A 25,382-nucleotide genomic window follows, 5' to 3' on the forward strand; every position below is an offset into this window, starting at 1 on the left:
AGGCCGAGCTTCAGCGCCGATCGGGCAGGTAATTATACATTCACACCAACGTTTCCCGCTCAATTTCATACAAACCCATCTACTGCACTTCCCGTTATCCATGTAATCGTAGTCAAAGCGGATACTTCCGTTAGTGGAATTTTTCAAAAATTCACAAAAAAATCACGGCAGACAATTTTCCAAAATATTACTGTAACCCCGGCTTATGGAAGAACCCTCGAATTGCAGTTATACCAAAACGGACAGTGGCTCACGAAAAAAAACTTTCAGCTGCCTGACTCAAGCAGCGCTGCCCTCACCGCCGTTTTCCCCAATGATTGGTGGAAGGTTCCCTCCTCCGCATGGCGTTTTGTGGTTCCGGAAAGCGACCAAGCAGCGGCTTTCACTAGCAGCAGTATAACCATAAAGACTCAAAGGTATTATCAAAATCCCTCAAAATATATTCAAATCCAGGATAAAATAAAGTTAAAGCATTCCGGCGGCTACAATTTAAAGGTGGGATATATGGGGCTGAAAGTCCAGAAGGTCAATCGTTATTTTCATATTGGGAATAAATATTGGCCTCGCTACACTGCTCAAACAAAACGGAAAGTCAAAGCCTTTCAAAAGCGAAAAAAATTAAAGGCAACCGGCGTCGTTAATAAAGCTACGTGGTTAATGATGGGTTTTTCGGAAAGTTCCTGGTACAACCTGGGAGCCTATGTTTCACCGATCATAGTAGACCCTTCCAGCACGAAAAAGGACCATATCGACGCGATGATCAGTACCGCCAAGAAATATCTGGGCTCAAACTACGTGGTAGGAGCTTCGGGAAAACCCCGCCAGGGTGCGGATTGTTCAGGCCTGATCATGCAGGCGCTGTACGCGTCCGGCATCGATCCTTATCCGGTCAGTTGTGTAAGGCATTCCAAGCCGGGGTACGAATTTGAATCGCGAAATATCTGGAAGAACAAAAAGTTAAAGACCGCGTCTTATACGAAAAAGAAGCGGGGCGATTTGATCTTTTACCAAGGTCCCAGCGGAGCAATCAACCACATTGCCATTTATCTGGGCGGTGGAAAGGTAATCGAATCCTGGCCTAACAAAGTAGTGATCCAGCCGATTAAGAACGGCCGCCGGAGCAGAATTAAAGGGGTAAAACGAGTGTTTAATTAACGACATGTATTCAGGAAGAATAAAACCAGCATACTTGTTGTAATACTGGCATTCTGGTTTTTACGTTTTATTTTTGCTTAAGCGCTTTTTTGCTGCTGAAGATTATGGTCATCCCGATCGTCATGGCAATAAGCATTCCCCTACAAGCTGAGATCGACATCGGCACCGGTCTGGACCGAATCGGCATTATCCAATGTATCCCCATCCGATGTGGTGGTTGTAGTTGATGTCGTCGTATTGTCATCGTCCCATCTTTGTATTGTAATTTACGAAATTTTTAAAATCTTCTTGACATTACAGTTACAGGATACGCTAACATGATAGGTAAGAATATTGGATTGATGGAAAGAGGCTGAAAGGTTTGTTAGAAAAATTTATTCAGAAATATGGGGCCCCGGCCGGGGTTTTAAGCCTAATCATTGCCGCACTCCTGTGGGGCGGCGAATATGTAGTTGCAAAAGATGTTTTGAACTTGATCGAACCAAATTGGAGCAATGCTATCCGAACGTTCTTCACGTCTGTTCTGGCCCTCGTTATATGGCGGAAGCAGTTTGCCAGGGCCACCCGGCAGGATTGGAGACGGGGAGCCGTCTGCGGGAGTTTGTTCGGCCTGGCCTTTGCGCTTCAGATCATGGGATTGAAGATGATCAACGCCGGAATTAACGCGTTTATCTCTTCTGCATATGTTGTGCTGGTTCCATTTATGGTATGGTGCATCGAAAAAAAGCGGCCACCCAGTAAAGTTTTTGTCAGCGCTTTCGTGGGAATTTTAGGCGTAAGTATCATGTCCGTAACCGGTTTTTCCACAGGGAGTCTGTCAATCGGCACCGGCGAACTTTTATCGCTGCTCAGCGCCGTCGGCTATGGAGGTGCCATCGTGGCGGCGGATTATTACACGAAAAAAACATCTGTAGAATTTATCACAGGCTGTCAGTTCTTATTTACGTTTGTCATCGCTGTCATCTTTGCAGTGATTATGGAAGTGCCGCCGCGCATCGTTATGACGCCGTCCATTCTGTTGGAGTTTTTATATTTAATCATCTGCGGAACATTTATTACGCAGCTTTTGTTTACCATAGGCGTGAAATATGCTTCGGCCAATCAGGCAGGCGTCATATTCCCCTTAGAATCTGTTTCCGCAACCATATTGGGCTGCCTGTTTTTGCACGAGCAGCTGAAAGTCGTTCAGGTTATCGGGGGAATTCTCATTGTTGCCGCGATCGTCATCAGCAGCATTACCAGGAAGAAGTCATCAGACTTATAAAGAAACCGGTCCGATAATCTCAACCATGGCTTTATAGTAATCGTATTTAATGCCGTTTTCGGACCCGGCTGTCAGGAACTTGCTAATCACAACGCCCGTCGTATTACCAAGTTCATGCAGCCCTTTTAGATCCCCTTTCAGATTATGCTCCCACGGGAAGGCGTACTCCGTTCGAAAGAGAAACGACAAGTACTGATTTTCTGGCTGTTTCAGTGCCCAAAGGGGCGCTACCCCTTCCGGTATCTGATCCGCGTGATCAAGGGGTAGAGCGATACCCTCCAGACACCGATCGTAAGGAGGCTCATAGACATTGATCATACAAAACGTATTTATACTGCTTACGTATAATTCCATGATGGAATTTTCAAAACTCCAGGGCAAAAGAATGAAGGGATCGGGCTTGCATGGCTGAAATGGGGCATTTTGCAGCGCCTTATATTCATTGGATCGTTCAATCCTGTAATCCAGCTTGCTCATCGTATTCGACAGCTTTTCCATTTCCTTTTCCAGCACACTGCGCCTTTTGGCAATCATATCGATGTTATCGTCTACGGACGCTTGGTTGATTCGGCAAATGTCCTTGAGGGACAGACCGAGAGAACGGTACATGAGCAAATCCTGTATTTCAGAAATTGATTTCTTGGAATAGACTCGGTAATCGTTTTCCTTATTTCTTTCCAGGGAAATTAATCCTTTCTTCTCCCAATAGCGTAACGCGGACTTGGGTACATTGAAGAGCTTTGCGATATCTTTTATGTTTTTAAGGAATGCTTTGCTATTTTCCTTTTGATCTGGCATCTTGTCCACCTTTTTCTTATCGGAGTTACAATAAAGGAACGGTCGTTTTGTTATAAGGAAATTCTATCAAAATAACCATTGACATTCAAGTAAGTTTAAGGTTTACCATGAGAACATAGAATTCAAAACTTAATTCAGGAGGAGAGAAGATGGATTTACAAACAACGGACAAAAAAATAAAGCCAGTATTGGCGGCTACGGTTTTACCGGTGGCAGGCGGATTGGATTTTGTCTTTATTGAATATATTTCCGCATACATAGACTCGGTGAGTCTGGTGTTCTTGAGACTTGCGCTGATCGCTATTTTATTTCTGATTGTACTTAAGATCAAAGAAAAGAAGCTGCCTTTTCAAAAGGAAGACATACCAAGATTTCTGATTGGCGGCGCTCTTGGATCCGGGCTCTATTATATCATCGAAGCCATCGGGATTACGCTTACGGGAGCCTCTCTTTCGTCGCTGTTGTTTGCAACTGTCCCTCTCTTTGGAATAATCGGAGATGCCATCGTATATAAAAATAAAATTACAAAAGTAAAATTGCTTGGCGTTCTGGCGTCCATTGCTGGTGTGGCCGTGATTCTTATGGGCGCAGAAGAAGGCGATTTCAGCGGCAGTCTCTTGGGGATCATTCTGGTGCTCATTGCTGCTTGCTGCTGGGTTGGTTATACGATTGTCGCCAAACCGTTAAATAACAAGTATTCCATCTTGGCAATGACGACCGGTTTTTTTACAGCGGGAGCATTGATCGATCTGCCGCTTTTCTTGCTCTATCATCCGGAGCACGTTCTGCAGCTCACTCCAATCCAGTTAATCCTCATTATGGCGGCGGCTGTCCTTCTTATCGGAATCAGTCAGCTTTTCTATCTTTATGGGGTCGGAAGGTTGGCAGTAACAACAACCGCCATTATGATGAACCTGCTGCCTTTCACAGCGGTTATTGTCACATGGATTTTATTTGGGACGTTATTAAACACGATGCAGCTGCTGGGCGGAGCTGTAATCATAGCATCGATTACCATAGTTGCCCTGGCTGACAGGCCGAAGGTCGGCGCCGAATAAAAGTGTCCGTAACAACGGGTGCGGTGTGAAGAAAACATCTAGATGCACCAGACTTATCAACGGGTTTACAAAGGATATAAATCAACGATGCGGGAAATTAAAGTGTCTCAGATTGTCTGTTTGGGAATCATAGAACGTTCTAAAACGTTAGAATTTTATGGTTTATTCAACCCGCTTCGCGGCCTGCCGTCCGGCGGCTCCTCTTTCAATCGTCTTGGACCGCGCCTTACTCGATGGTTCCGCCGGACCATCTCGCTTTACACTCGCGCCTTTCGGGTTCGAACCCATCGCGGCCTTTTTACAAAAAAAGATACCAGCTGTCTGCGGTATCTTTGCATTTTGATACACCATCAAGGGTTCGAACAATTATCAAAATCTGAAAGTATTGAAAAATAGAGGTTTGACACGTTGCCTGATTCGAGTGTAAGCACAAGTGTAAGCATTTTGGCGGATGCTGCTTAGGGGGGCTTGCATGGTGGAAAAGTGTCACTCTTGTTCATTATTTTTTGACGTATTTCCTTATCAATCTATTTGCTTTACTCTGTGATATTTTTAATCTGTCTGCAAGTTTGTATGAATTGTTGTACTCTAAATAGAGATGATTTATAAGCTGGCTCTCGCATGATTCGATGTAATTATCAAAAGAGTCTACTGCATCAAGTTTGCTGGTATCTGAAACGGATGGCGATATGCTGATGAAATCCGATGCAGGCGTGAAGCTGCCGTTGTGCTCAGGTAGTTCAGATTCGTTTATGATTTGTGAAGGCAGCATCTGTGGAGTAATATATCCTTCATCGGCATTCAGTATCAGAAATTCTATCAGATGTTCAAGCTCTCGGACATTGCCAGGCCACGAATAATCAAGCATAAGTTCCATAGCTTTTTTTGAGAATACAGCATCGGTTTTGTGCTTATGATTGAATATATGTGTGAAGTGATGGATAAGCAGTTCAATATCCTCATAGCGACCTTTAAGTGCCGGCATTGTAATTGTCACTACAGCAAGACGGTAATAGAGATCTTCACGGAATACACCATCCTTAACCTGAAGAAACAGATTCTTATTTGTAGCAGCTATTATTCTGGCATCTATCTGCTTCGGCTGCACGCCACCAACAGGGAGGTAGGTTTTGTCCTGAACAAGCTGCAGAATCTTGGCTTGAAGGCTCAGGGGGATTTCGCCTATTTCATCGAGGAAAAGGGTACCACCATCGGCTAGTTCCACAAGACCTTGTTTGCCGCGATCGCTGGCCCCGCTGAAGGCACCCTTCATATAGCCAAAAAGCTCTGATTCAATAAGATTTTCTGGAATTGTAGAGCAGTTTATGGTTACGAAAGGCCCGTTTTTTCTGGTGCTGTTATCATGTATCCTTTTTGCCAGACATGATTTACCTGTTCCGGAAGGACCCAGAATGAGAATGTTAATATTCTTTGGAGCCATGTTATCGGCAAGGCTGTATACCTGAGACATTGCTTTGCTTTTGAATTCAGTTATCAGATTGTTCTCAGGAACGGTAGGCTGAGGTACAGCAGCCTGCTTGATGACTGGAGAATCACTTATTTTATTATTGGATTCAAAAGCCAGTTCGTCTACACAATATGTTTGTTCTATAATAAATTCAAGTTTTTGCTTTTTATCAAAAACAGGTATAGTTTTGTTTATCAGCTGCTTCTTGGATTTGCAAATCTGCTCGTAAGTGACAGGTTTGCCGGTTGATGCAGCAAGCTGGTTAAATGACTGATCTACGAGTTGTTTCTCAACCAGAGTCTCTATGGATGTTCCCGTCAGAGAGTATTTCGATATTCCGTAATTTGCAGCAGCAGTGTCATTGCAAAACAGCACAATACCGCTGATATCAGTAAGAACTATTCCATCAGTAAGTTTGTTAAGAAGTTTATTTAATTGTAAAAAATCAAATTCGTTATTCATAGCAATATTATAAAACATTCGTAGCTTTTCGTCATCTGTTTTGTAAAATTAGGACATATGTGATATATTAAACTCGTTGGAGGAAAACTATGATAGAGTACAGACAGATCAAGCAGATTGAAAAACAAGTTGATAAATATATAGACAAAATGAAAGGAATAAGTGATTTCCTGTTCAAAAATCCGGAACTTGGCGGAGAGGAATACATTGCCAGCAAGTACCTTATCGATATTGCAGATAAAATGGGATTCAGGACTGTGGAAAACTACTGTGGCCTTGATACTGCTTTTATGGCTGAATTCCAGAACGGGCAGGGCCCTGTGTTGGCGGTGGTTGTTGAATATGATGCACTTCCGGGGTTTGGCCCGGATGGAAGTCTGGCGCATGCCTGCGGACATAACTGGATTTCTGCTGTAGGTATGGGAACGGCAATGATCATGAGTGAAATGAAGGATGAATTCAGTGGAACTCTGAGATTACTTGGAACACCTGCAATGGAAAATCTGGGCTGCAAGGCTGAAATGATTAAAGCACATGCATTTGATGATGTTGATGTTGTTATTCAATCGCATCTTGAACATTATACAACTGTGGCATGTAAGTTCCTCGCTCTTGATGCTATAGAGTTTAAATTCAGAGGCAGAGCGAGTCATGCATCCTCATCACCTGAAGAAGGTATAAATGCACTTGATGCGGTACAGTTTATGTTTATTGGAGTCAATGCGTTAAGACCTTATTTGGGATCAGGCATCAAGATACATGGTGTAATTTCAGAGGGAGGCGAAGCACCAAGTGTTATCCCTGATATTGCCGCATGTAAATACTATATCAGAGCAGACAGCAGGAAGCAGCTTGAAACTATTAAACCTAAAATAATAAGGTGTGCAGAGGGTGCGGCACTGATGGCGGGTGCTGAGATGACCATGTCATACGTTGAAAATCCTCATGATGATATGCTCAATCTACCACTGTTGCAAAAAACTGCGGAGCAATATATTGTGAATGAAGGAATAAGGATTAATGAAGACTATGAAAGTATTGCAGGATTTTCTTCGGCAGACATAGGTAATGTGAGCCATGTGTGCCCTACATTATATATGGAATTTGATGTAGAAGCGAATAAAGATTTCAGAGTTCATGACAAGATCGCTTTAAATTATGTCAACTCGGAATATTCTTTGAAAAAGCTTAAACAGGTATCGAAGATAATGGCAGAAGTATTAATGGAATTATATAATAATCAGGAACTTGTTGAAGATATAAAAAAAGAGCATGGGAAAATGATGAGAGAAAAAGCAGTCTGCGAGTCTAAAATGATTTAAGTCGAATATGAATTAATTTAAAAATGACTTTGATTTTAAGTCGATTATGATTTGAAATCAAAGTCTTTTTTATTTCAGAAAAAAATTAAAAGGCTATAATGTTTGTAATTTCAAGGATTTGTAAAGCACTATGATTTTTGCGCTCTTATTTGGCACAACGCTTGCTAAATAAGTAAATGCAAGATGAAATATTTAGGAGGTATTTATGGACAAGAAAGAAAAAAAGCTCCTTGCCGCCCAAATAGAAGAAAAGTTTGCTGATGTATTTGAAGGTGTAAGCGACTATATTTTCAGACATCCGGAACTTGGCGGAGATGAATATGAGAGTTCTAACTACCTTGCAGAGTTAATGCGCAGCTATGCCTTTGATGTGAGTATTCCTTATGGGAATGAAAAAACTGCATTCAGAGCAGAAAAGAAAAATGGCTCAGGCCCTGTTGTAGCACTGCTTGCAGAGTATGATGCTTTACCAGGATATGGGGATAATGGTGCTGCGGCACATGCCTGCGGTCATAACTGGATAGCTGCAGTAACGGCTGGAACTGCTATTACTATAGGCAGTATGGTGGAAAACCTGCAGGGGACAATAGTTCTGATGGGAACTCCTGCGGAGGAGACCTATGGTGCAAAAATTAAAATGATCGAAGAAGGATGCTTTGATGATGTTGATATCGTTTTACAGGCTCATCTGGAAGAACGAACGGATATCATGGCTCCGGCGTTGGCTATGGACTCGCTGAAATTCAAATTTTCAGGAAAGGCAGCACATGCTGCACAGTTTCCGCATGATGGAATAAATGCGCTTGATGCAGTTCATCTGACATTTGATGGCATAAACGCTATGCGCCAGCAGGTTACACCGGATATAAGAATTCACGGAATTATAACAGACGGAGGGCAGGCTGTGAACATTATTCCGGAAAGGGCCGAGTGTGCATTTTACGTAAGAGGAAAGAAACGCGCCAATGTAGATGCTGTTACGCAGCGTGTCATAAACTGTGCCAGAGGGGCAGAACTTATGACAGGGGCTAAACTGGAGATAACAAGACCGGACCCTTCCTTTGATGATATTATTACGATTCCTGTTCTTGGTAAGCTTGCAGAAAACAATATGAAAGAAAACGGTTTTTCTCAGGTTTACAGAGAATGGGATCCTGCGCCGGGCTCGACGGACATAGGCAACGTAAGTTACCATGTTCCTACACTTTATGCAGAGATTGCTCTTGATGATGGACTGCTATTTAAGGTGCATGACAGAGAGGCACTTAAATATGCCAATTCAGAGACTGCATACAGGAAAATGCACCAGATGATTAGAAGTTTTGCCGGTATGGCAATAGATATTTTTGATGATTCGGATATTGTTGAAACGGCGAAAAAGCAGCTCGAGGAGCAAAAGTAGTTATTGTAATGTAATGTTTAGGAGAAAAAAATGAACAACAAGAAAAGAAAATTTAGTATCCCGCATACGTATACCATCATTTTCTGTATCATTCTTTTCATGACTATTCTGACATGGATCGTTCCAAGCGGAGTGTTTGATACGATGGAAACAGATGACGGAAGAACAGTAGTTATTCCAGGAACATATCATGAGGTTGAGTCAAATCCACAGGGGATTGATGACTTTTTCACATCGCCTATTAAGGGAATAATTGATGCAGCTGAAACTATTGCGTTTGTTCTTATTGTAGGTGGCGCTTTCGGCGTAATAAACAGCACTGGGGCAATAGAGGCAGGAATAGGAAAAGCTACAAAGATATTCGGACGGAAGGAATTGTTTATTATTCCTCTATGTATGATTCTGTTCGGACTTGGTGGAACTACATTCGGTATGTGTGAAGAAACATTACCGTTTTATATGATTTTCATTCCATTGATGATGGCTTTAGGATATGATTCCTTGACGGGACTTTCTATAGTATATATTGGAGCTGCGGCAGGAACTTGCGCATCAACAGTAAATCCTTTCTCTGTAGGCCTTGCACAGTCCCTTGCAGAGCTTCCTCCAGGCTCCGGTATAGTATACAGAGGTATCATCTGGGTGATTATGATGACTGTATCAATAGCATTTGTAATAATGTATGCAAGAAGGGTCAAGAAAATTCCCGAAGCCTCAACGGTATATGCACTGGATCAGATTAACCGCGAAAAATTACAGAAGGATTCATCCAATGTAAAGAAATTTACAAAGCGTGACGGAGCTGTTCTGCTGGTATTTGGTGTTGGAATGGCTGTAATGGTATGGGGCGTTCTGGCCAAAGGCTGGTATACTCAGGAGATTTCAATGATATTCATGATGATTGGTGTATTCGGTGGAATTGCCGGCGGGCTGAAACAGGATGAGATTGCAGATGCATTTATAGCAGGTTCCAAGGATTTGATTTATGCTGCTCTGGTAATCGGCCTTGCAAGAGCAATAATCATAATAGCTCAGGATGGTAAAATAATAGATACTATATTAAATGCTGCAGCAGGTATGTTGGGTGGCCTTCCTAAGACAATATTTATCAACCTGATGCTCATAATTCAGAATATTATTTGCTTCTTTGTTCCATCATCATCGGGTCATGCAGCACTTACTATTCCGATTATGGCGCCACTGGCAGATCTTGTTGGTGTATCAAGACAGAATATAATCACCGCATACCAGTTCGGAACAGGTATAACAAGTTTTATAACTCCAACTAACGGGGTATTAATGGCAAGCCTTACTATGGCAGGTATACCTTGGACAAAATTCCTTAAGTTTGTACTTCCGTTGATAATCGTACTTTGGGTTATCGGTGCAGTGGCATTGACGATAGGGTTACAGATATTCCCTACATAAACAGAAAAGTTCGTAGAGAAAGTATGCAACCACTAAACTGATCGACTCGCCATTCAGGACCTACTGCAGCAAGCAAAAAAAATTACAGTTTGCTGCTTTAAGGGATAAAGGTCAGACAGAGAGCTACTCGTAAGATAGGCGGACTGAAAGGGCTGTATTATCACAACTGTTATCTGCTGGGATATCTGTCGAGAGGAACAAAACGCAAGCCGCTTTCGCTAGAAATGGTAGAAGCATGGAGACGTATTGACAGAACGAGTCAGCAAATAAGACTCATAAGTAAGTACAGTTTCAAGAAGCTTGATGATGTGACAAGCTTCATATCTCAGACTGATTCTGTGATGAAAAGCATCAAGGCAAACAGAAACAAAATATACAACAGCCTCAGACGATGCAATGATCCTGAAGCAGAATCACAGCTGAAGTCGCAGCGGGATGAATGCACAGCAAAGCTCACTGCGCTGCGAAAAGAATTTAAAGCAGCGGAGCGTATTCTGGAAGACAACCCGAAAATCAGAGAAGAAATATCAAAGAAACAGCAGATGAAACCTCTTCAACAGGTAATTATCAAATCAGAAGTAAAGAAAAGAGAACATGAACGCTGTAGATAGCAGTAAGTTGCAGAATCAGAATTAACGAGGAAAGGAGGTGCCCCGGTGAATAATTCCAGTTCAAATGAAGTATTGCAATACCTTGTTGAAAACGGTATCATTGACTTAGGCAATGTGGAAAATGACATAAAAAAACCGAAACTGCAGAAAATTTTGCTAGGGCACCCATACTCTATCAAACAAGGGAAGAACGGCCGCTGGACAACATATGCATATGATGAAAATCATCCTAAAAACAGACGGTAGATAGCGAAATCCTCTGAAGAAAAGCTTCATGAAGCACTCTACAACCATTATTGCGGAATCGAGGAAGCACAGCTCAAAAGAATGGCATGGGATGATTTTGAAAATCGTGTCAAGGTTCATCAGCTTTCTCCGCTGGCGGTGTTGTTCCAGTTTGAGACTGGTGTCAGGATCGGAGAATTGGTGGCACTTCGTTATGAAGATATGAATAGCAGATATCCACACGTACAGCGTATGTGAAGAAGGGATACGAAGGAAATCGTGGAACATACAAAAGGAACATATGGCGACAGAGAGGTTATTCTGACTTCCGAGACTCTTCCTATTATTTAAAGGGCCAGGAACCGTCAGAAAAAACTTGGCGTGAGCACAGACAGATCTATTTTTTCGATAACTGATGAGCCTGTATCGTATTATGCTGTTTCTGACCTTTACAGGAAGTACTGCAATAAAATGAGTATAGAGGTGAAAAGCTCCCACAAATCACGTAAGACGGTGATTTCTTCAATGATCGATGCCAATATGAATATCAACACTATTCGTGAGATGGCCGGACATGCAGATGGAAGAACTGCTTACAATAATTATTGCTTTGACAGAAGCGCGGAAGATGAACGAATCGAACAGATGGAACGTGCTCTGGCATAAATTTTTTATAATGTAAGCAAATCGAAAATAGTGTAAGCGTTTTTGAAAAAGTGTAAACATTAACACGTGCCTTTTACACTCGAATCTATTCATTTCAGACAGCACTCACACTCCTTGAAACGGTTGAAATTCCAATATCTGCAAGGATAAAGAAAAAACCTTGCAGAATCACCTGCAAGGCCTCGAAATTGGTACACCATCAGGGGTTCGAACCCTGGACACCCTGATTAAGAGAAAAACTGAACCGGTATTTATTAAAATTATTATGCGGTAAAAGTTGTAAAAAGCTGTATTTATCAACGTTTTTGATTTTATTATAATTTATTCTCTATCAAAAAATAGCATTAGATTGGGGTAGAATTGGGGTAAAACATCAAACAAAAAAGCCCCGGAAGGAAATCACTCCCCCGGGGCATAGGTATGGGCTATTCGGTTGTTTCAATTCCCTCTTCAATCGTTACTTCTTCATTCTCGCCGGCCAGGTCACTTTCAAGTTCTGCCTCTTCAATGTAATCTCTTCGTGGTTCTTCATATGTAAGGGCCTGCTCGCTGTCCGACAGTCCTGCTGTGGTATTGTCAACAACAATGCCCAATACAGACAGCAATACAAATACCGCATTGACTACAGACAGTAGCCTGTCCTGTATGACGGTCAAATCTATGCTACACCCAAAGATCGCCGTGACTGCCTGAATCAGCAGGATCACCGCCGGGATCACGGCTACCCAAAACGCTTTACTCTTTAATCTTACTTTCCAGTTTATTTTCATATCTTTTATCCTTTCTTTTCTAAATGCTCATCCATGCGATGGTGGGCGGACTTTACGCTCTGCTCCACGACCGCCATTCTCTCGATCAGGTTGTTATGCTTGTCCTGTTTCTTTTCAAGGTTATTGATCTTTGTCGTGATCCTTCCCGCAAAAAGACCAAAACTCGCCGCATATACAACCATCTGAATCCAAAATTCTGTACTCATGCTGACACCTACTTCTTGCTGATCAGATACTTTTTAGCTACCCATTTTCCGGTGCCAATTCTGCACCAGCTACCCTTGGTCTCCACTACAGTTACCTTCGTACCATTTTTCAATGCGCCAACCTTCTTACCTTTAATAGAAGCTTTGTTGCGGACATTCAGTCCGGCTTTCGCTTTAACATACATCGTTTTGCCTTTTTTGGTACTGCTGCCCGATTTTTTCTTTACGCCGAAATACTTATAGCAGTCCGAAAACGACAAGAAATACCCATATTTATTTCGCTTTCTTTCATCGTATCGATATGTTCCGCCTTTCTTAAAATCCAGATGAGCGGCGGTAGAAGAGATACATCCGATCCCAATGAAACCAAGGTCCTGAGCAGCACACATAATATATTTTGACGCCACACGTTTACCGTCCATCCAGACGTTCACATCTACGGCCCTCCCTTCCAAATGTCTGCTGTTGCTGCTGCCACCGACCTTTCGGTTATACGCCGGGCTGCGGTACCCGGACGTGATTGTTATAGACACGGTTTTTGGATTTTTAGCCTTCTTTTCAAAGTAATTCCGCAGTTTCTGCAGGTACTTTGGTAACCGCTCGTCAATCAGAATCTTGTCCGTCCCTGGGCAGCCAAACTCACTGACCTTAAAGTTTTCGGCCAGCTTTTTACTGCCATGTTTTTTCTTACTGTATTTTTTGATAGCCATAATAATTCCTTTCTCCCTCTCTCTTCGAGGGTATAAAAATAGACCCCTTGAGGTCTTGGTTAATCTACTATAAATGATCCGGCGAACGGTATCAAAACGCCTGGCGGTAGCGTATTTCCATTCGTCGCTATAAAGATTTCTCCCGATTTGTTTATGTACCCTACAATCATCACTCCGGCGTTGCAAGTTGGTGTCATATACTGATTTTCCAATAATGTACAGGGTAGTTTTCCAATTTTGACATATGTTGCTGGCAAGTCTTTGTTCAGCGTGATCGAGCCAAACATTGACCCATTTTTTCCTATGATGCGATACTTTGGTGTCGTATATATTGCACAGCCTGGCTCAAGCGGAAACGTTAGCCATCCGGAAAATTAAAGATCGGCGTATTTCTTGTGATCGTGCCGGAAGACATCTGACCGGTTACCGTCATGATTCCGTCTTTTATTCTTGCTTTCACGATTTCGTTTTCCCCTGCTGAGTTTGTCCAGCCGTTTAATAGTGTGAGATCAAATTCTTTTACTGTAATTCGATCAATCAGTTCCCTTGAGAGTCTGTCGTGCATTAATACTTTTTCTTCTATTGTATATTCCATTCTCTTTCCTTTCCCACCCCTCCGGCGGGAGAGGTGTCTTTATTTTTTATAACCAGATACTTTTATTGATATTGCCATCGTAACCGCAACGGACGATATGGTAGCGCAAAATGTCAGCATTGCAAGTCTTTCGCTGTCCTGGAAAAGTGCCCGAATACCGCTTGCTCCGCCTGATGCGTCTATCCCGTAGACACTATGAGGTCTTGTTATATCGACCGCAACGGGGAATCCTACCATGCCATTCCTGCAATAAAATCCTGTTGAACCACTGAGGGTAGACGCTGTGAGACTTACGTTTATGATCCCTTCCTGTTCCACCCATCCATTTGCGTGTATTTTTACATGCCAGTCTCCGCTGTCATATTCCGCTATCACCGGATTGGTCAAAAACAGCTGCACCAACCTATTAAGATTTAGTACCCCCCCCCCCCCCCGACAAATCAATGCCTGCGGCCTTGGCAGCGGCGATGGTTTCGTCTGAAATGAGGTTTGCCAAAGAGGTTTCCAGAGCCGTGATCCCAAAGCTATTTTTTACATTTGCAAGAGAGGTTTGACCGGTCCCGCCTCTCGCAACTGGCAAGGTCCCGGATGTAATATCCCCGGCGCTATGTTTATGCCCGCTTGTCGCCTTACCTGCAAGGCCAGACCGTAATACCTGCACGCTCTTGAGCAGCTTGCCGAAGATCGTTGCCAGCGTCTCACCGGTCTTTATGTCCACGTCGCTGCTGGCAACCGTAAAGGTGACCGGTTGAGCAGACAGGTTTGTGATTGTGCCTGGATCGCCTTTAGCCCCTTGGGGTATCGCAAAGTCTAAAATCACATTCGTGGATGTACCCCTTGCTGTGATCTGCACGCTGCTGCCCGGCGCACCCGTGGTCACATTGCCAACCGATACCGTTGCTGCCTGACCATTAAAATCTCCGTTATTTAACTTCTGCCGCACCAGGGTAGCTATATCATTTGCAGTCTTGGCCGCTGCCTCTGCTGCTGTTGCCTTACTGTTTGCATTTGTAGCCGCTGTATTGGCCGATCCTGCCGCCGTATTTGCCGCCGTTGCCTTTGCGTTTGCATTACTCGCTGCTGTTTCTGCAGCCGATGCTTTGGCATTTGCGTTGCTGGCCGCCGTGTCTGCAAGGGCAGCCTTACTATTTGCGTTCGTGGCCGCTGTATTTGCGGCTGTGGCCTTGGTATTTGCATTTGATGCCGCATTATTAGCCGCTGTGGTCGCCGTCTGCATTGTGGCAAGAGCGGCGTTTGCGTTGTCAAAGGCTTTCTGCATATCTGCTGTAAACCGGTCAAAGATATGATCGAGAGATAATTCAACATTCTCTTCCATATCTTCAAATGTTGCCATCCTTTTGACCACTCCCGGCTCATAACACAAATACGTCGCCCGGCCATCTGCCGCATTGGGATCGCCGCTCATAACCGTTGCCCATTCGCCTGATTTAAGCTTGTCCGGGTTAAAATCTCCATAGGCTCCACGCCTGTTTTGTATTGCCATGTGTTCCTTCCTTTCCTTAGTTTTTGCTGTAGCCGATAACGTCCAGGATCGCTATTCCGGTGCCTACGTAAGCCATTGCCGTGTCCGCTGCCGCCGATGATTCTGTTGCAGCCAACCGTAGCACATTAAGGCCGTTAGATAGCACCGGCGCAAGATTTCCCGATACGACTGTTTTTGTTGCCTGGGTCATACTTCCGGCAATTCCTGCTGTCAAAAACCCTCCGCTAGTAATCTGATCCCAGTCTCCTACAGAGGCGATATCTGCATTACCCGGTAAGTCGCCGCCCATCGCAAGCCCCGCATTGGACGTCCCTTTATAGAGCCGGATGTTTCGTGAGTAGCCTGTGACAGTTCCATCGGATTCCCATTTATTCCAAACACCAGCATTACTCTTTAATGTCAGGATCGCTTTTTCCACGACGTAATTATCCGGGATATTGGCGTATATATAGATGCTGCCGGCCATGCCCTCTAAATAGAGTTCTGTCCCGCTTCCTAAAAATGCAGGCGCGCCGCCGTTGCTGATAAACTGCAAGTTACCACATACCCCATTCGCACTCATCAGAGACGCACCTCCGGCAAGCTTGATCCCGTCATAATTCATGACGATCATTTCGCTGTCGTCATTCGCCAGCAGCCGGAAGGTCCCGTTTGCATTACTACGCCCGCCAAGGGTCAACTGACCGCCCCTGGCCCAGTCAAAATTGATGCCAATCGCTGAGAGCATATTGACCACGGCATTTCCTTGCGCATCAATCCCGGCATTCCAGGTTTTCCCGCCGTCCGTCGATACGCTAAACACCCCGGCTGACATCCGCCAGATCGTCTGTGACTCTTCCAGCTTCGGCCGGTCGTGCATGTAAAAAATAGCACTCCCGTCACTTTGCCGCACCTCGGTTTTAAAAATGCCCAGGGACTTTGTGACAAGGCCCGTGAGCCGCTGCATTTCGGTCCGATGGTTCTGTATTTTGGCGTCTGTATGCTTCTTCACCTGCTCAAGCTTCTGATCGGCCACGCTGGGCCGTTGGCTGGCCTGCTCCGATGCACTGACCGCCCCGCAACTGTATTTACTGTTTCCGCCAAGGGTATAGGTGACATTGGTCAGAATCGTGCTGTAGGTCAGCCCCCGGTAGTCCGTCACCGTTGCAAGGTCCCCAGCTTCGATACATGGGTCAGACTGCATCGTCACATCGAGCGGACGGAACCGCACGCCGACGATCCGGCTGCCGATCTGCTCCGCTACCTCTTTGACTTTACTGCACGGTATGAGCGGGTTATTTTCGATCGTTATGACATATCCCTCTTCGCCGTACAGATACGACGCTGAGCGCTCTTCCTCGGTTGTTTCCACGTTACCTTCATCGTCCGTAGTCTCTACCGTAAACATTTCGGTTGTATTGACTCGCACGCCGGTGATCAGTACATCCCAGAGATCAACATTAAGACTCGCAACATCATACAGACTATGTTCTTCCGCCCATTGCTCAAAGGTGCCTTCGTCGTATGTATCACCGTCCGTATAATCATAAAATGTCCCGCCATCGCAAGTGTCGCCGGTGGTGTAGGCGTTTATGTCGTAATCATCAAACCGGCCGCCATCATAGCCATAATGTCTCAGCGTGTCCGCATCGTACCAACCAAACGTCAAATGCCCTGATGTATCACAATAGCCATAGTTGCCGGTGATTTGCGCCGCATAAGACAGCACGGCCCGGAAGGTCAGATTCTCACCCTCTGGCCGCTTATTGATTATATAATTCTCTCCTGCAAAACTGTCCGGCGCCAGCACCAACCCGCAGACATTACAGGCGTCGTTTGCGATCTGCCGCACCGTTGCCGGATAGGTCAGGTTACTCTTGCTGTAGTCCTGATCCAGCCTTGCCATGTTGTCGTAAGCCGTGATGGTCCAGACGCTCCCAGAGGTGGCCGCACGCTCTGAGGTAAAGACGCCCTTGTCCAGCCACTCCGTAGTTCCGTCCTCAAGATCAAGGCCGATCTGCACGCTGATCTCGGCGCCGGTAAAGTCATAGGGTGTAAACTCCTCGTCAGCATTACTGATCCGCAAGGTCAGTTTGCCAATCACCATGCTGCCAATCTCAAAACTATTACTCTGGCTGGTAGCTGTCTCAATCGACAGCCCGCCGCTCATGATGTTGTCGTCGTCGATTGTGAGCATGGTCGTGTCGGCCAGCTGCACCTTGACCAGGGCCCGATAGTGTCGGTTGTATTTGTCTGTGTTTTTGTATTTATCCGTTACCGGTATCATATTTTACCTCTCGATCAAGTCTATGGATATGTTTCGGTACCACACTTCACTGTTACCGCGATTCCACCGTTCAGCTTGGATCGGCCCTCTGTAAGCCGGAAAAGTACCTAAATCATTTAGAGTGACAGAAAAGAATCCAAGCTTCAGATGCTTTTCAATCAGATCCATTTTACTCTTTGGTAAAACGTTCCATTTGACCGATGCCGTTATTTTTTCCGCCACTACATTCCCAGACATTTTCCCACTTTGGGTTCTTCCGGTATCAGAACTCCAGACCGGCTCTTTTTTTACTGTCAAACTTGTTGGTGTGGGGAGAACTGTGCTCCCCACTTTTAGAAAATTTGCCATTTCATTTCACCTACCCTATTACTGGATTGAATCGACGGCCAATTAATTCTTGGCCCTTGCTGGCATGCCTCGCAATTTCTTCGTCTCCTATATAGAAAGAAAGTCCTTTTAACTCAGTCAATACCTGAGAAAGCAGCGCCCTGAGTTCGCCTGCGGACATACCATCCGTATTAGTTCCATTCGCACGAACTGCCATTTCTGCACGGTATACCGCCGCAGCAATACCGTCAGTGATCTGCTGATTATTCGCAACGACAGATTTTCCATTGCTGAATTTTCCGGCTATCTCACCGCGGTTCATCATGAATGGACCTTCTTCCGGGAAGCCACCCTTTGCATATGTATAGAATCCATTTGGGTAACTGATCTTAAAACCAGCAATCGTTTTTGATCCCCACTTAATTCCAATTTTGGGAAGACTAAATTTCAGAAGTAAACTTTTGGCGCCGTTCAATATCCAACTTAAAATTGAACCAGTCCAATTCTTCTTTCTTGACATCAGCAATGTAACTTTACTTCCTACCCAGGAAGCAATTGAACTCGTCCAGCTTTTCTTCCTAGACATGAGCAGTGTCATCTTGTTACCGACCCATGAGGATATTGAGGTTGTCCAGTTTTTTACCCTACTGACCAGCACGCTCACTTTATCACCCACAAAATCTTTCAAAGCATTCCAGCCATTCTTCACAAGTGATACCGCCGCCGAAATCTTATCGCCAACAAAAGAACTCAATGCAGTCCAACCACTCTTTATAAGAGAAATTCCAACACTTACAAGAGTGCCAACAAATTTTGCGAGTGTATCCCACCCCTTTTTTAGCAGCTTGATATAAATTTCAAAAGTGAGTTTTGCCAGGCTGAATAGGTCCTTCCAAACCTGCCCAGATTTAATATAATCAACGAGATATTCGCCTACGCGATCAATAAATCCACCTAAAAGCTCCATCACTCCAAGGATTGCATTTCCCAGTAATGTGATGATCTTCTTTGCAACGCCGATCCAGTCTATACTGCAGATAAAGTCCGCGATCTTCTGTCCAATCTGGCTCCAGTCTATCGTTGTCACCATATTAATCGCAGTATCAAGGATACCTTTTACTGCATCAGATAAGGTCTTTCCGGCTTTTGCTAAATCCAAATTTGTAATAAATCCATTAATCGCATTGCCGATTGCTGTCCCAAATTTTTTCCAATCAAACGTTTTAACAAATGTATAAGCCGCATTTATAATTGTGTTGAAGGCATTTGCAAAGGATGCGCCAAGTAGCTTCCAGTTTGTTGTTTTGAGCAAATTATTCAGAGTCGTCGCAATTCCGCCCACAATACCGACGCATGCGCTATTGATTACATTCCAATCAAGACCAGTCAACGAACCATTTATACCACTTCCAATTGCCTTGCCCAATGAATCCCAATGAAAACTCTGTGCGAAAGAGTTTAGAAATTCAAACGCCGTGTTGACACCTTGTGCAAGGGTATTCCCAACAAGCCCCCAATCGGTAGTTTCAATGAATCCATTCAGGAATGTCGCAATGCTCTGCGCTATTTTCCTAACTGTTTCCTTGATCCCATCCCACGGAATGTTTGCCAAAGCACCATTTAGCTTTCCGCCAAGTACGGAGCCAATCTCTGTAAAATCTGCATTCGCCCAGGCCTCTTTGACCTTATCTGCCCAGTTGGACCACTTGTTATCGACTTCTACAGTCTCGAACATGTCGTTGGGAGATAGGCCGCCGCCAGATGCTCCGGTGCCACCAGAAGCGCTGTCACTTGCCGGATCGTCCAGCTTATTGATCTGGTCAAACCCCAGCAAGGTCTTTTTGTACTTTTCTGCTTTTTTATTTGCCTCATCCGCCGCGCTTCCGGTATCAGCAACACTGCTGGCAAAATCCGTATTTACCTTCTTTGCAACGACCACTTTGCTCTGACCAGTCAAAGCCGCGAAGAAGTGGGCAATCGCCGTCGTTGCCGATGTAAGCCAGCCGATCAACGTATTGAGAATCGGTGCCACGACCGATAGAATCGGCGCGAACGCTGTCGCAAGACTATTCCTCAGTTGGATCAAACTTGACATCAACATAGACAGGTCAGAATTTGTCTTTGCACTGTACTGTGATAAGCTCTTGAAACCTTCCTTCATGGCGGTAATTCCGCCCATGATCATGAAGCTGGCCAGCATATAGGTCGCCGTAATTCGAAGCGCTCCGAATCTACCAAGTAGCTTCCCGCAGCTTTGACCTAAACCATCCATCGATGATCTGGTCCGATTCAGCCCGGGGATTAACGGTCGAATCTTTTGATAGACCTTGCCAAACCCAGACGCAAGTTTTTTGAGCCAGGAAACAGATACACGAAGCGGAGCAGTCAGCCCTTTGATTGCAATACTTGCCCCTTTAAACGCCTTCCTCGAAACATTTCCGAACTTCTGCGCAAGCGTCAGTGCTTTCTGCAGCGCAGGATGCACCTTTGCGGCCTCTGTAATCACACTTGCTGCCGCACGCTTCCCTGCTGCCGCATATGCCTTTGCAGCCTGACCGGCCCCTCCTGAATCAGGCGCAGGCTTATAATCCTTCCCAGCTGCAGACATCTGTCCTTGTTCTGCCTGGTAATGCTTCACTTGCTCTTGCGCAGCCTGAATTTGCTTTTGCAGCTCCACAAATTTGTCGCCTGGAGAATATGCCTGTCCAGAAGCTTCCATCTGCGCCATTCGATCTTGATACTTTTTCAATTCCAAATTTGCTGATTCAATATCTTTTTCCAGCTGCTGAAACGCCGCGGAACCGGTAACGGATTCTCCCAGCTCCGCCCATTTGATCTGCTGCTCAATCAGCTCATCTAGCCTCTTTTCGATCTTTGTAATCTGGTCCGCACAGGCAGCATAACTAGCAGTCATCACCTTTGCATCTTTATCAGACAGGCTGGCCTGTTTCGCTTTTAACTTATCGACTTCGGCCTGCGCCTTCTGAATGTTCTTTATAAGCTCGATATACTCCTTTGTGGGTTCCAGGAGACCTGCGTCAATTTTCGCCTGTTTTGCAAACGCTTTTACTTTATCAGCAATCGTTTGGGTCTCCTTTTTAACCGCTTCCAATTGAGCAGTCGCTTGAACAGATACGCCAGTGTCTCCGATCTTCTCCAGGTCCTTATTTGCAGTAGACATGGTTTCTTCGGCTTCGGCTTTGACCTCTTCGCATTTCTTTTTGAACTTTTTAATTTCCGCAGTGATCTCTACCTGCAATCTGTGCAGATCAATACTCATCTGGTTCTACCTCCTGTCTTTTTCGGCTGTAGGCTGCCGCCTGCTGCTTCCTGGCCTCGATATATTCTTGCAGTTCCAATTCTTGTTTCATTTTTTCTGCCATTTGCTGCTCTTCTGCAAATAGCTCCGGATACATATCCCAAGGCTGAATCACCTGCATTGCAGCACGGTCTTCCTTCTGCGCAAATAAATAAGCGACTCTGCTGCCAATCGCTTCCGCCAAGACAAAGAGCCGCTCAATATTTACTTTTTCTTTTTGCCGAATCGTTCGGTAATGACTATTCAAGGTTGCTTCGATCTCCGCCATAGACAGCTCCCAAAACTCCGCCGCACCAATACCACAGCTTAATGCTTTCGGGTAAACCGCATAAAGCAAATCTGTTACAGTGCGGAATCCATATCCTTCATTTCCTCGGTCAGAATCTCCATCTGATTCCGCGTAAAAAAACCTGACGCACCTAAGAGCGGCATCAGCACATCGCTCATTAATTTCGTCTGGTCTCCGCCCTCCTCTGTGTAGCGATCATACAGATTCTGTACGGTTAAATAATTGATCTTATGTTGATATTGCAGCATAGCCGCCTGAATGACCGTCAACATGACGCTGAGTGGCGGCAGGCCATCCTCCGTGATGTACAGCAACAGGTTCCGCTTATACTTCTGTTCAAGCTTGCATACTGCTGATGCGGTTAATTTTAACTTGTATGTTTGGCCTCCCACTTCCCAGGTTGCAAAAGGCAGCCTTTTGGGCATTTCTTCTTTAACTGGAATATCGACCGCGGTTTCTATTTCTTCCACCATATCGTCAAAGCCCTGTTCCATTTTTTCATCCATGATACGTTACCTCCTTACGCTGGATCTGTGATTTTGAGATTGCTTTGCAGAGACAAGTTCAGATCAAACTCCATCGCCGCATTGACGCCCGCGCCTGCTCGCTTTACAGCCACCTGCGCGTCAAATTCTGTTGTAGTGCCATCCTTCAAGGTTTCTTTAAACGATACGGTTTCCCCGGTTTTCTCATATTCGCGCAGGATACGGTAAGATGCTTTTGCATCACCATTATCCCACTTGAATTTATAGGTCATATCGCCCGGATCACCAATTCCGTTTTCATATTGTTTAATTTCATCCTCAAGAGTGGTATTCTCCACTTTTTCTGGTTCGACTCCCACGTCCGGAAGTTCTTTCAACCCTGGCAGCTTTGCAAAGGTTGATTCACCACTTTTCTTTACCTCTAATGTTGCTCCATTCGCTAACATGCTGTTTCTCCTTTCTTACCGGTTGTTTTCCCAGTAAACAACCTCTGTTTCGTTATCGATAATTCCCTCGTACCGCATTTGCTTATGCCGGTGGCGGCTTGGGTCCTCCACGTCCTTGCACTCAACTCTAACCAGCCCCAAAGCAGATACCGCCTTGTCAATTTTCAGTGCGGTCAGGCTCGTGCTGCCACGGTCCCAGATATCGATGCGGTATCTTACTTGAGACAGGTTTTCCACATCATCCGTCTTCGTAAAGACAGTATTGGCTTCTTCCAAATACTGCACGGCCGGGAAGTTCTCCCAGTCATTTGGATAAATGTCACTGACATTCTCACATACAGAACGCAAGGCTTCATACACCTGGTCTTTTACATTAATCATTTGCCTGCTCCTTTCAAAATGTTATTCATGCCGTCCTTCATGATCCGGAGGACCTTCTGTTCATTGTCTTTGAGCGCCGGGTACAGGAAAGGCTTCGCCGGTTGCCCGGAGCATTTATAGAAACGCCCCTGGTCCGTGTCGATATATGGCCATCGGTACTGCTCTGCGACCCACTGGTCTACCTGAGATTCATGGATCCACCAAGGTTCCATTGTATAGGCTGGCGTGATATTCGGGGATATCCCGTCGTGGTCCGCCGCACCTCTCGGACCGGTCCCCAGCTCAACAAAACCGCCATAGGACACATTGGTATAAACCTCACTTTTGGCATCTTCGGCCGTTTCTTCAAAATTGCAAAAGATATTTTGTCTAAGATACCCTGAGTTCCCCGGGCAGTTCTCGACCGCGGCGCCCCGGACAAACTGGCCAGCTTCTTTGACATATTCAGCTTTCGTTGCCTTAGCAACGATTTTATCCAGCTGTACGCAAAGCTCCCTGACTCCATCTTTACTCATAGCCTTTCCACCTCCATGTAAAGCGGCTTATACGGTTTTATGGCTACAATACGATAATCCGGATCTGATTCAGGCATTGCATAAATACAGATTCCATCGTCTTCCCGCAATTCAAAGTCTGCAAAAGCATATTTGCAGTGATTCCCTTCCTGCTCAATCTTATAAGTTCCTGCAACTTTGCAATTCATAATTGCGTCGATTCGGTTACCATATTGCTCGGTCTGTAGCTTACCTCCTGCCGGCCAAATTTCTCCACGAAGTTGCTTTGCATCCGCATAGCTAATAATGGATGCTCCTTCGCGGTCTTCATCCACTATCTTATTTCGTAGATGGTACGTCGTCATCCGAGATTTCTTCATGCGCATATCCGCCACACCTCGCTAATCGATACTGATTCAAAATAGCATAAACTTCTTTTGGCGCAGCGTCGAAAGAATAGCTCTCTCCCGCCTCACTTCTGCTGCTCTCCCCTTCTGTTCCCATCCGGTTGTATGCAATCAGGGCAAGGTCTGTAACAACGCCCTCCAGAGCAGGGATAATCATCGACCGGTTTGTGTAACGCATCACGTAACGCTCCGCCCTGGAAACTAAAAGAGAGAGCAACCGTTCGTCGCTCTCCCCTGTCAGGATCTTTAATTCATCGAGCCTATCTAATTCCATTGGCATCACCCGTTTGTAATCAGGGCAGCCATCGGAATAGATTTCGGATCGAATTTAATCTCCCAGTTGCTCTTATTGAAAAGCTGTGCGTCTGTTGGGGATTCGGTCCAATTGGAGGATGGCACCTTGAAACTGAAACCATTCGGATGAAGGGTCTCCCTCATTCTTGTGATCAGTTCGTCCTGTCCGCCGTTTTCCTTTGGCTCCCTGTGTGCTTCTACTGGTACATCTACACGGCCTTTCGCCGTACGGATCACGCCCGCGCCCAGAATGTAGGTGGTGTACTTTTTCAGGTCTTTATTATCTCCTGCCCCGCCAATATCGACACACGGCACACCATCATCAATGATAGCGGTATAGCCGTTGATATCCGCAATGTTCATGCGTCTCTGGATACCGTTTGCATCAGTGTACTTCCAATACTCCAATAGCTGTTTATTTTCCAGTGTCTTCGCCACGTTGGAGTGCATGATCGCAAGACTAAACATGTCCTTGTGATCCCCGCATGCCTGTGTAGCCAGGTCATTCAGGTCGGTTTCCTCAATTTTCTTTGGTGTTGCCGTAGCGGACCCAAGATCCACGATATGGTTATCTGCCCACTTCTTTGCGTTGCCGGTACTCCCTGTGATGCCGAAAATCGCATCCAGTATCCCGATCAGCTTCAGCTGTCTGCGCTTCTGCCAATACTTTGCAATGCTGCCGGCAATATGCCCCATCGGATCTGCCCCGGACAGCTCTGCAGTAAAGTTCCGCGCAAAAAATCCTTTCGCACGCCCATAAACAATACCGGTCTGAGAGCCTCCGCCTACTTCCGCTACCGTAATATCCGTCTGACCATCATAGTTCTGGTCATCTCCATCGAGGACATCATAATACGGGATCGTATAGAGGTTACCGCTGTTTGCGATACGTTGCGCAATGATCCCATCTTCCACCACTGCCCCCGAATCGATCATGGCGGTCAGATACGGGTCTGGTGCCTCACTCCACATTTCCATAAATATCTCGTCATCAAAAGGGATGCCGAAAATTGCTTTTGCCATTGTTTAG

The 25,382-nt window shown here is 45.1% G+C and carries 28 protein-coding genes; 10 read left to right on the forward strand and 18 right to left on the reverse strand.

Annotated features, from left to right (window positions below):
- Positions 1 to 504: 504 nt before the first annotated feature.
- Together LG211_RS13405 and LG211_RS13410 are read left to right on the forward strand one after the other, a co-directional pair.
- The gene (locus LG211_RS13405) at positions 505 to 1,155 is read left to right on the forward strand and encodes an NlpC/P60 family protein (RefSeq protein ID WP_269477739.1); all 651 of its coding nucleotides are present in this window, start codon (positions 505 to 507) and stop codon (positions 1,153 to 1,155) included.
- Positions 1,156 to 1,516: 361 nt separating this feature from the next.
- Entirely contained in the window at positions 1,517 to 2,419 is a 903-nt protein-coding gene (locus tag LG211_RS13410; protein WP_148397545.1) for a DMT family transporter, read from the forward strand.
- Here the strand turns inward: LG211_RS13410 and LG211_RS13415 are convergent.
- A complete protein-coding gene (locus tag LG211_RS13415; protein ID WP_269477740.1) occupies positions 2,414 to 3,217 on the reverse strand; it encodes a MerR family transcriptional regulator in 804 nt (267 codons plus the stop codon). The genes LG211_RS13410 and LG211_RS13415 overlap by 6 nt on opposite strands.
- A gap of 149 nt (positions 3,218 to 3,366) precedes the next feature.
- Between LG211_RS13415 and LG211_RS13420 the strand changes: the two genes are divergently transcribed.
- Positions 3,367 to 4,275: a DMT family transporter gene (locus LG211_RS13420; protein WP_269477741.1), complete on the forward strand. Its 909-nt coding sequence runs from the start codon at positions 3,367 to 3,369 to the stop codon at positions 4,273 to 4,275.
- Positions 4,276 to 4,774: 499 nt separating this feature from the next.
- Here the strand turns inward: LG211_RS13420 and LG211_RS13425 are convergent, their stop codons facing one another.
- Positions 4,775 to 6,223 (reverse strand): sigma-54 interaction domain-containing protein, encoded by a 1,449-nt coding sequence (locus tag LG211_RS13425; protein WP_269477742.1) that lies wholly within the window; start codon positions 6,221 to 6,223, stop codon positions 4,775 to 4,777.
- A gap of 71 nt (positions 6,224 to 6,294) precedes the next feature.
- Between LG211_RS13425 and LG211_RS13430 the strand changes: the two genes are divergently transcribed.
- From LG211_RS13430 to LG211_RS13460, 7 genes are all read left to right on the forward strand, one after another.
- Positions 6,295 to 7,527 carry an amidohydrolase gene (locus LG211_RS13430; protein ID WP_269477743.1) on the forward strand — a complete coding sequence of 411 codons (1,233 nt, stop codon included), beginning with the start codon at positions 6,295 to 6,297 and terminating at the stop codon, positions 7,525 to 7,527.
- A 205-nt stretch (positions 7,528 to 7,732) separates the two neighbouring features.
- A complete protein-coding gene (locus LG211_RS13435) occupies positions 7,733 to 8,929 on the forward strand; it encodes a M20 family metallopeptidase (RefSeq protein ID WP_269477744.1) in 1,197 nt (398 codons plus the stop codon).
- A 30-nt stretch (positions 8,930 to 8,959) separates the two neighbouring features.
- Entirely contained in the window at positions 8,960 to 10,357 is a 1,398-nt protein-coding gene (locus tag LG211_RS13440; RefSeq protein WP_269477745.1) for a YfcC family protein, read from the forward strand.
- Positions 10,358 to 10,665: 308 nt separating this feature from the next.
- Positions 10,666 to 10,968, forward strand: coding sequence for a hypothetical protein (locus LG211_RS13445; RefSeq protein WP_269477746.1), 303 nt, complete (start codon positions 10,666 to 10,668; stop codon positions 10,966 to 10,968).
- A 45-nt stretch (positions 10,969 to 11,013) separates the two neighbouring features.
- Positions 11,014 to 11,214, forward strand: a complete 201-nt coding sequence (locus LG211_RS13450; RefSeq protein ID WP_269477747.1) for a hypothetical protein — start codon at positions 11,014 to 11,016, stop codon at positions 11,212 to 11,214.
- Between the two features lie 81 nt (positions 11,215 to 11,295).
- On the forward strand, positions 11,296 to 11,451 hold the full coding sequence (locus LG211_RS13455) for a hypothetical protein (RefSeq protein ID WP_269477748.1): 156 nt from the start codon (positions 11,296 to 11,298) through the stop codon (positions 11,449 to 11,451).
- A 123-nt stretch (positions 11,452 to 11,574) separates the two neighbouring features.
- Positions 11,575 to 11,859, forward strand: a complete 285-nt coding sequence (locus tag LG211_RS13460) for a tyrosine-type recombinase/integrase (protein WP_269477749.1) — start codon at positions 11,575 to 11,577, stop codon at positions 11,857 to 11,859.
- A 425-nt stretch (positions 11,860 to 12,284) separates the two neighbouring features.
- On the opposite strand, the gene LG211_RS13465 is transcribed toward LG211_RS13460, so the two are convergent.
- From LG211_RS13465 to LG211_RS13540, 16 genes are all read right to left on the reverse strand, one after another.
- Positions 12,285 to 12,629, reverse strand: coding sequence for a phage holin (locus LG211_RS13465; protein ID WP_269477750.1), 345 nt, complete (start codon positions 12,627 to 12,629; stop codon positions 12,285 to 12,287).
- Between the two features lie 5 nt (positions 12,630 to 12,634).
- The gene (locus LG211_RS13470) at positions 12,635 to 12,835 is read right to left on the reverse strand and encodes a hypothetical protein (RefSeq protein ID WP_269477751.1); all 201 of its coding nucleotides are present in this window, start codon (positions 12,833 to 12,835) and stop codon (positions 12,635 to 12,637) included.
- Positions 12,836 to 12,843: 8 nt separating this feature from the next.
- A complete protein-coding gene (locus tag LG211_RS13475) occupies positions 12,844 to 13,545 on the reverse strand; it encodes a D-Ala-D-Ala carboxypeptidase family metallohydrolase (RefSeq protein WP_269477752.1) in 702 nt (233 codons plus the stop codon).
- Positions 13,546 to 13,903: 358 nt separating this feature from the next.
- Entirely contained in the window at positions 13,904 to 14,140 is a 237-nt protein-coding gene (locus LG211_RS13480; protein WP_269477753.1) for a hypothetical protein, read from the reverse strand.
- A gap of 406 nt (positions 14,141 to 14,546) precedes the next feature.
- The gene (locus tag LG211_RS13485; protein ID WP_269477754.1) at positions 14,547 to 15,644 is read right to left on the reverse strand and encodes a hypothetical protein; all 1,098 of its coding nucleotides are present in this window, start codon (positions 15,642 to 15,644) and stop codon (positions 14,547 to 14,549) included.
- Positions 15,645 to 15,660: 16 nt separating this feature from the next.
- On the reverse strand, positions 15,661 to 17,910 hold the full coding sequence (locus tag LG211_RS13490) for a hypothetical protein (protein WP_269477755.1): 2,250 nt from the start codon (positions 17,908 to 17,910) through the stop codon (positions 15,661 to 15,663).
- 3 nt (positions 17,911 to 17,913) lie between these two features.
- Positions 17,914 to 18,258, reverse strand: a complete 345-nt coding sequence (locus LG211_RS13495) for a hypothetical protein (protein ID WP_269477756.1) — start codon at positions 18,256 to 18,258, stop codon at positions 17,914 to 17,916.
- 10 nt (positions 18,259 to 18,268) lie between these two features.
- Positions 18,269 to 21,517: a phage tail protein gene (locus LG211_RS13500; RefSeq protein ID WP_269477757.1), complete on the reverse strand. Its 3,249-nt coding sequence runs from the start codon at positions 21,515 to 21,517 to the stop codon at positions 18,269 to 18,271.
- Entirely contained in the window at positions 21,507 to 21,824 is a 318-nt protein-coding gene (locus LG211_RS13505) for a hypothetical protein (protein ID WP_269477758.1), read from the reverse strand. The genes LG211_RS13500 and LG211_RS13505 overlap by 11 nt, the downstream gene beginning before the upstream one ends.
- Before the next feature lie 74 nt (positions 21,825 to 21,898).
- Positions 21,899 to 22,351 (reverse strand): DUF6096 family protein, encoded by a 453-nt coding sequence (locus tag LG211_RS13510; RefSeq protein ID WP_269477759.1) that lies wholly within the window; start codon positions 22,349 to 22,351, stop codon positions 21,899 to 21,901.
- Between the two features lie 14 nt (positions 22,352 to 22,365).
- Positions 22,366 to 22,776, reverse strand: a complete 411-nt coding sequence (locus LG211_RS13515; protein WP_269477760.1) for a phage tail tube protein — start codon at positions 22,774 to 22,776, stop codon at positions 22,366 to 22,368.
- 15 nt (positions 22,777 to 22,791) lie between these two features.
- Positions 22,792 to 23,157 carry a hypothetical protein gene (locus LG211_RS13520; RefSeq protein WP_269477761.1) on the reverse strand — a complete coding sequence of 122 codons (366 nt, stop codon included), beginning with the start codon at positions 23,155 to 23,157 and terminating at the stop codon, positions 22,792 to 22,794.
- The gene (locus LG211_RS13525; RefSeq protein ID WP_269477762.1) at positions 23,154 to 23,672 is read right to left on the reverse strand and encodes an HK97-gp10 family putative phage morphogenesis protein; all 519 of its coding nucleotides are present in this window, start codon (positions 23,670 to 23,672) and stop codon (positions 23,154 to 23,156) included. Before LG211_RS13525 ends, LG211_RS13520 begins: the two co-directional genes overlap by 4 nt.
- Positions 23,669 to 24,037 carry a hypothetical protein gene (locus LG211_RS13530; RefSeq protein WP_269477763.1) on the reverse strand — a complete coding sequence of 123 codons (369 nt, stop codon included), beginning with the start codon at positions 24,035 to 24,037 and terminating at the stop codon, positions 23,669 to 23,671. Before LG211_RS13530 ends, LG211_RS13525 begins: the two co-directional genes overlap by 4 nt.
- Positions 23,991 to 24,332: a phage head-tail connector protein gene (locus LG211_RS13535; protein WP_269477764.1), complete on the reverse strand. Its 342-nt coding sequence runs from the start codon at positions 24,330 to 24,332 to the stop codon at positions 23,991 to 23,993. The genes LG211_RS13530 and LG211_RS13535 overlap by 47 nt, the downstream gene beginning before the upstream one ends.
- 5 nt (positions 24,333 to 24,337) lie before the next feature.
- Positions 24,338 to 25,375 carry a coat protein gene (locus tag LG211_RS13540; RefSeq protein WP_269477765.1) on the reverse strand — a complete coding sequence of 346 codons (1,038 nt, stop codon included), beginning with the start codon at positions 25,373 to 25,375 and terminating at the stop codon, positions 24,338 to 24,340.
- Positions 25,376 to 25,382: the final 7 nt, after the last annotated feature.

This window comes from Hominibacterium faecale (assembly GCF_020734085.1).
GTDB lineage: Bacteria > Bacillota > Clostridia > Peptostreptococcales > Anaerovoracaceae > Hominibacterium > Hominibacterium faecale.

Excerpts from the sequence above, each read along its gene's own strand:
- LG211_RS13420 (WP_269477741.1), top strand. The coding sequence starts at position 3,367 with ATGGATTTACAAACAACGGACAAAAAAATAAAGCCAGTATTGGCGGCT.
- LG211_RS13475 (WP_269477752.1), bottom strand. The coding sequence starts at position 13,545 with ATGGCTATCAAAAAATACAGTAAGAAAAAACATGGCAGTAAAAAGCTG.
- LG211_RS13515 (WP_269477760.1), bottom strand. The coding sequence starts at position 22,776 with ATGTTAGCGAATGGAGCAACATTAGAGGTAAAGAAAAGTGGTGAATCA.
- LG211_RS13480 (WP_269477753.1), bottom strand. The coding sequence starts at position 14,140 with ATGGAATATACAATAGAAGAAAAAGTATTAATGCACGACAGACTCTCA.
- LG211_RS13455 (WP_269477748.1), top strand. The coding sequence starts at position 11,296 with ATGGCATGGGATGATTTTGAAAATCGTGTCAAGGTTCATCAGCTTTCT.
- LG211_RS13505 (WP_269477758.1), bottom strand. The coding sequence starts at position 21,824 with ATGGCGGAGATCGAAGCAACCTTGAATAGTCATTACCGAACGATTCGG.
- LG211_RS13500 (WP_269477757.1), bottom strand. The coding sequence starts at position 21,517 with ATGAGTATTGATCTGCACAGATTGCAGGTAGAGATCACTGCGGAAATT.
- LG211_RS13520 (WP_269477761.1), bottom strand. The coding sequence starts at position 23,157 with ATGATTAATGTAAAAGACCAGGTGTATGAAGCCTTGCGTTCTGTATGT.
- LG211_RS13465 (WP_269477750.1), bottom strand. The coding sequence starts at position 12,629 with ATGAAAATAAACTGGAAAGTAAGATTAAAGAGTAAAGCGTTTTGGGTA.
- LG211_RS13425 (WP_269477742.1), bottom strand. The coding sequence starts at position 6,223 with ATGTTTTATAATATTGCTATGAATAACGAATTTGATTTTTTACAATTA.
- LG211_RS13530 (WP_269477763.1), bottom strand. The coding sequence starts at position 24,037 with ATGCGCATGAAGAAATCTCGGATGACGACGTACCATCTACGAAATAAG.
- LG211_RS13495 (WP_269477756.1), bottom strand. The coding sequence starts at position 18,258 with ATGGCAAATTTTCTAAAAGTGGGGAGCACAGTTCTCCCCACACCAACA.
- LG211_RS13535 (WP_269477764.1), bottom strand. The coding sequence starts at position 24,332 with ATGGAATTAGATAGGCTCGATGAATTAAAGATCCTGACAGGGGAGAGC.
- LG211_RS13510 (WP_269477759.1), bottom strand. The coding sequence starts at position 22,351 with ATGGATGAAAAAATGGAACAGGGCTTTGACGATATGGTGGAAGAAATA.
- LG211_RS13430 (WP_269477743.1), top strand. The coding sequence starts at position 6,295 with ATGATAGAGTACAGACAGATCAAGCAGATTGAAAAACAAGTTGATAAA.
- LG211_RS13440 (WP_269477745.1), top strand. The coding sequence starts at position 8,960 with ATGAACAACAAGAAAAGAAAATTTAGTATCCCGCATACGTATACCATC.
- LG211_RS13490 (WP_269477755.1), bottom strand. The coding sequence starts at position 17,910 with ATGATACCGGTAACGGATAAATACAAAAACACAGACAAATACAACCGA.
- LG211_RS13435 (WP_269477744.1), top strand. The coding sequence starts at position 7,733 with ATGGACAAGAAAGAAAAAAAGCTCCTTGCCGCCCAAATAGAAGAAAAG.
- LG211_RS13525 (WP_269477762.1), bottom strand. The coding sequence starts at position 23,672 with ATGAGTAAAGATGGAGTCAGGGAGCTTTGCGTACAGCTGGATAAAATC.
- LG211_RS13485 (WP_269477754.1), bottom strand. The coding sequence starts at position 15,644 with ATGGCAATACAAAACAGGCGTGGAGCCTATGGAGATTTTAACCCGGAC.
- LG211_RS13470 (WP_269477751.1), bottom strand. The coding sequence starts at position 12,835 with ATGAGTACAGAATTTTGGATTCAGATGGTTGTATATGCGGCGAGTTTT.
- LG211_RS13415 (WP_269477740.1), bottom strand. The coding sequence starts at position 3,217 with ATGCCAGATCAAAAGGAAAATAGCAAAGCATTCCTTAAAAACATAAAA.
- LG211_RS13405 (WP_269477739.1), top strand. The coding sequence starts at position 505 with ATGGGGCTGAAAGTCCAGAAGGTCAATCGTTATTTTCATATTGGGAAT.
- LG211_RS13540 (WP_269477765.1), bottom strand. The coding sequence starts at position 25,375 with ATGGCAAAAGCAATTTTCGGCATCCCTTTTGATGACGAGATATTTATG.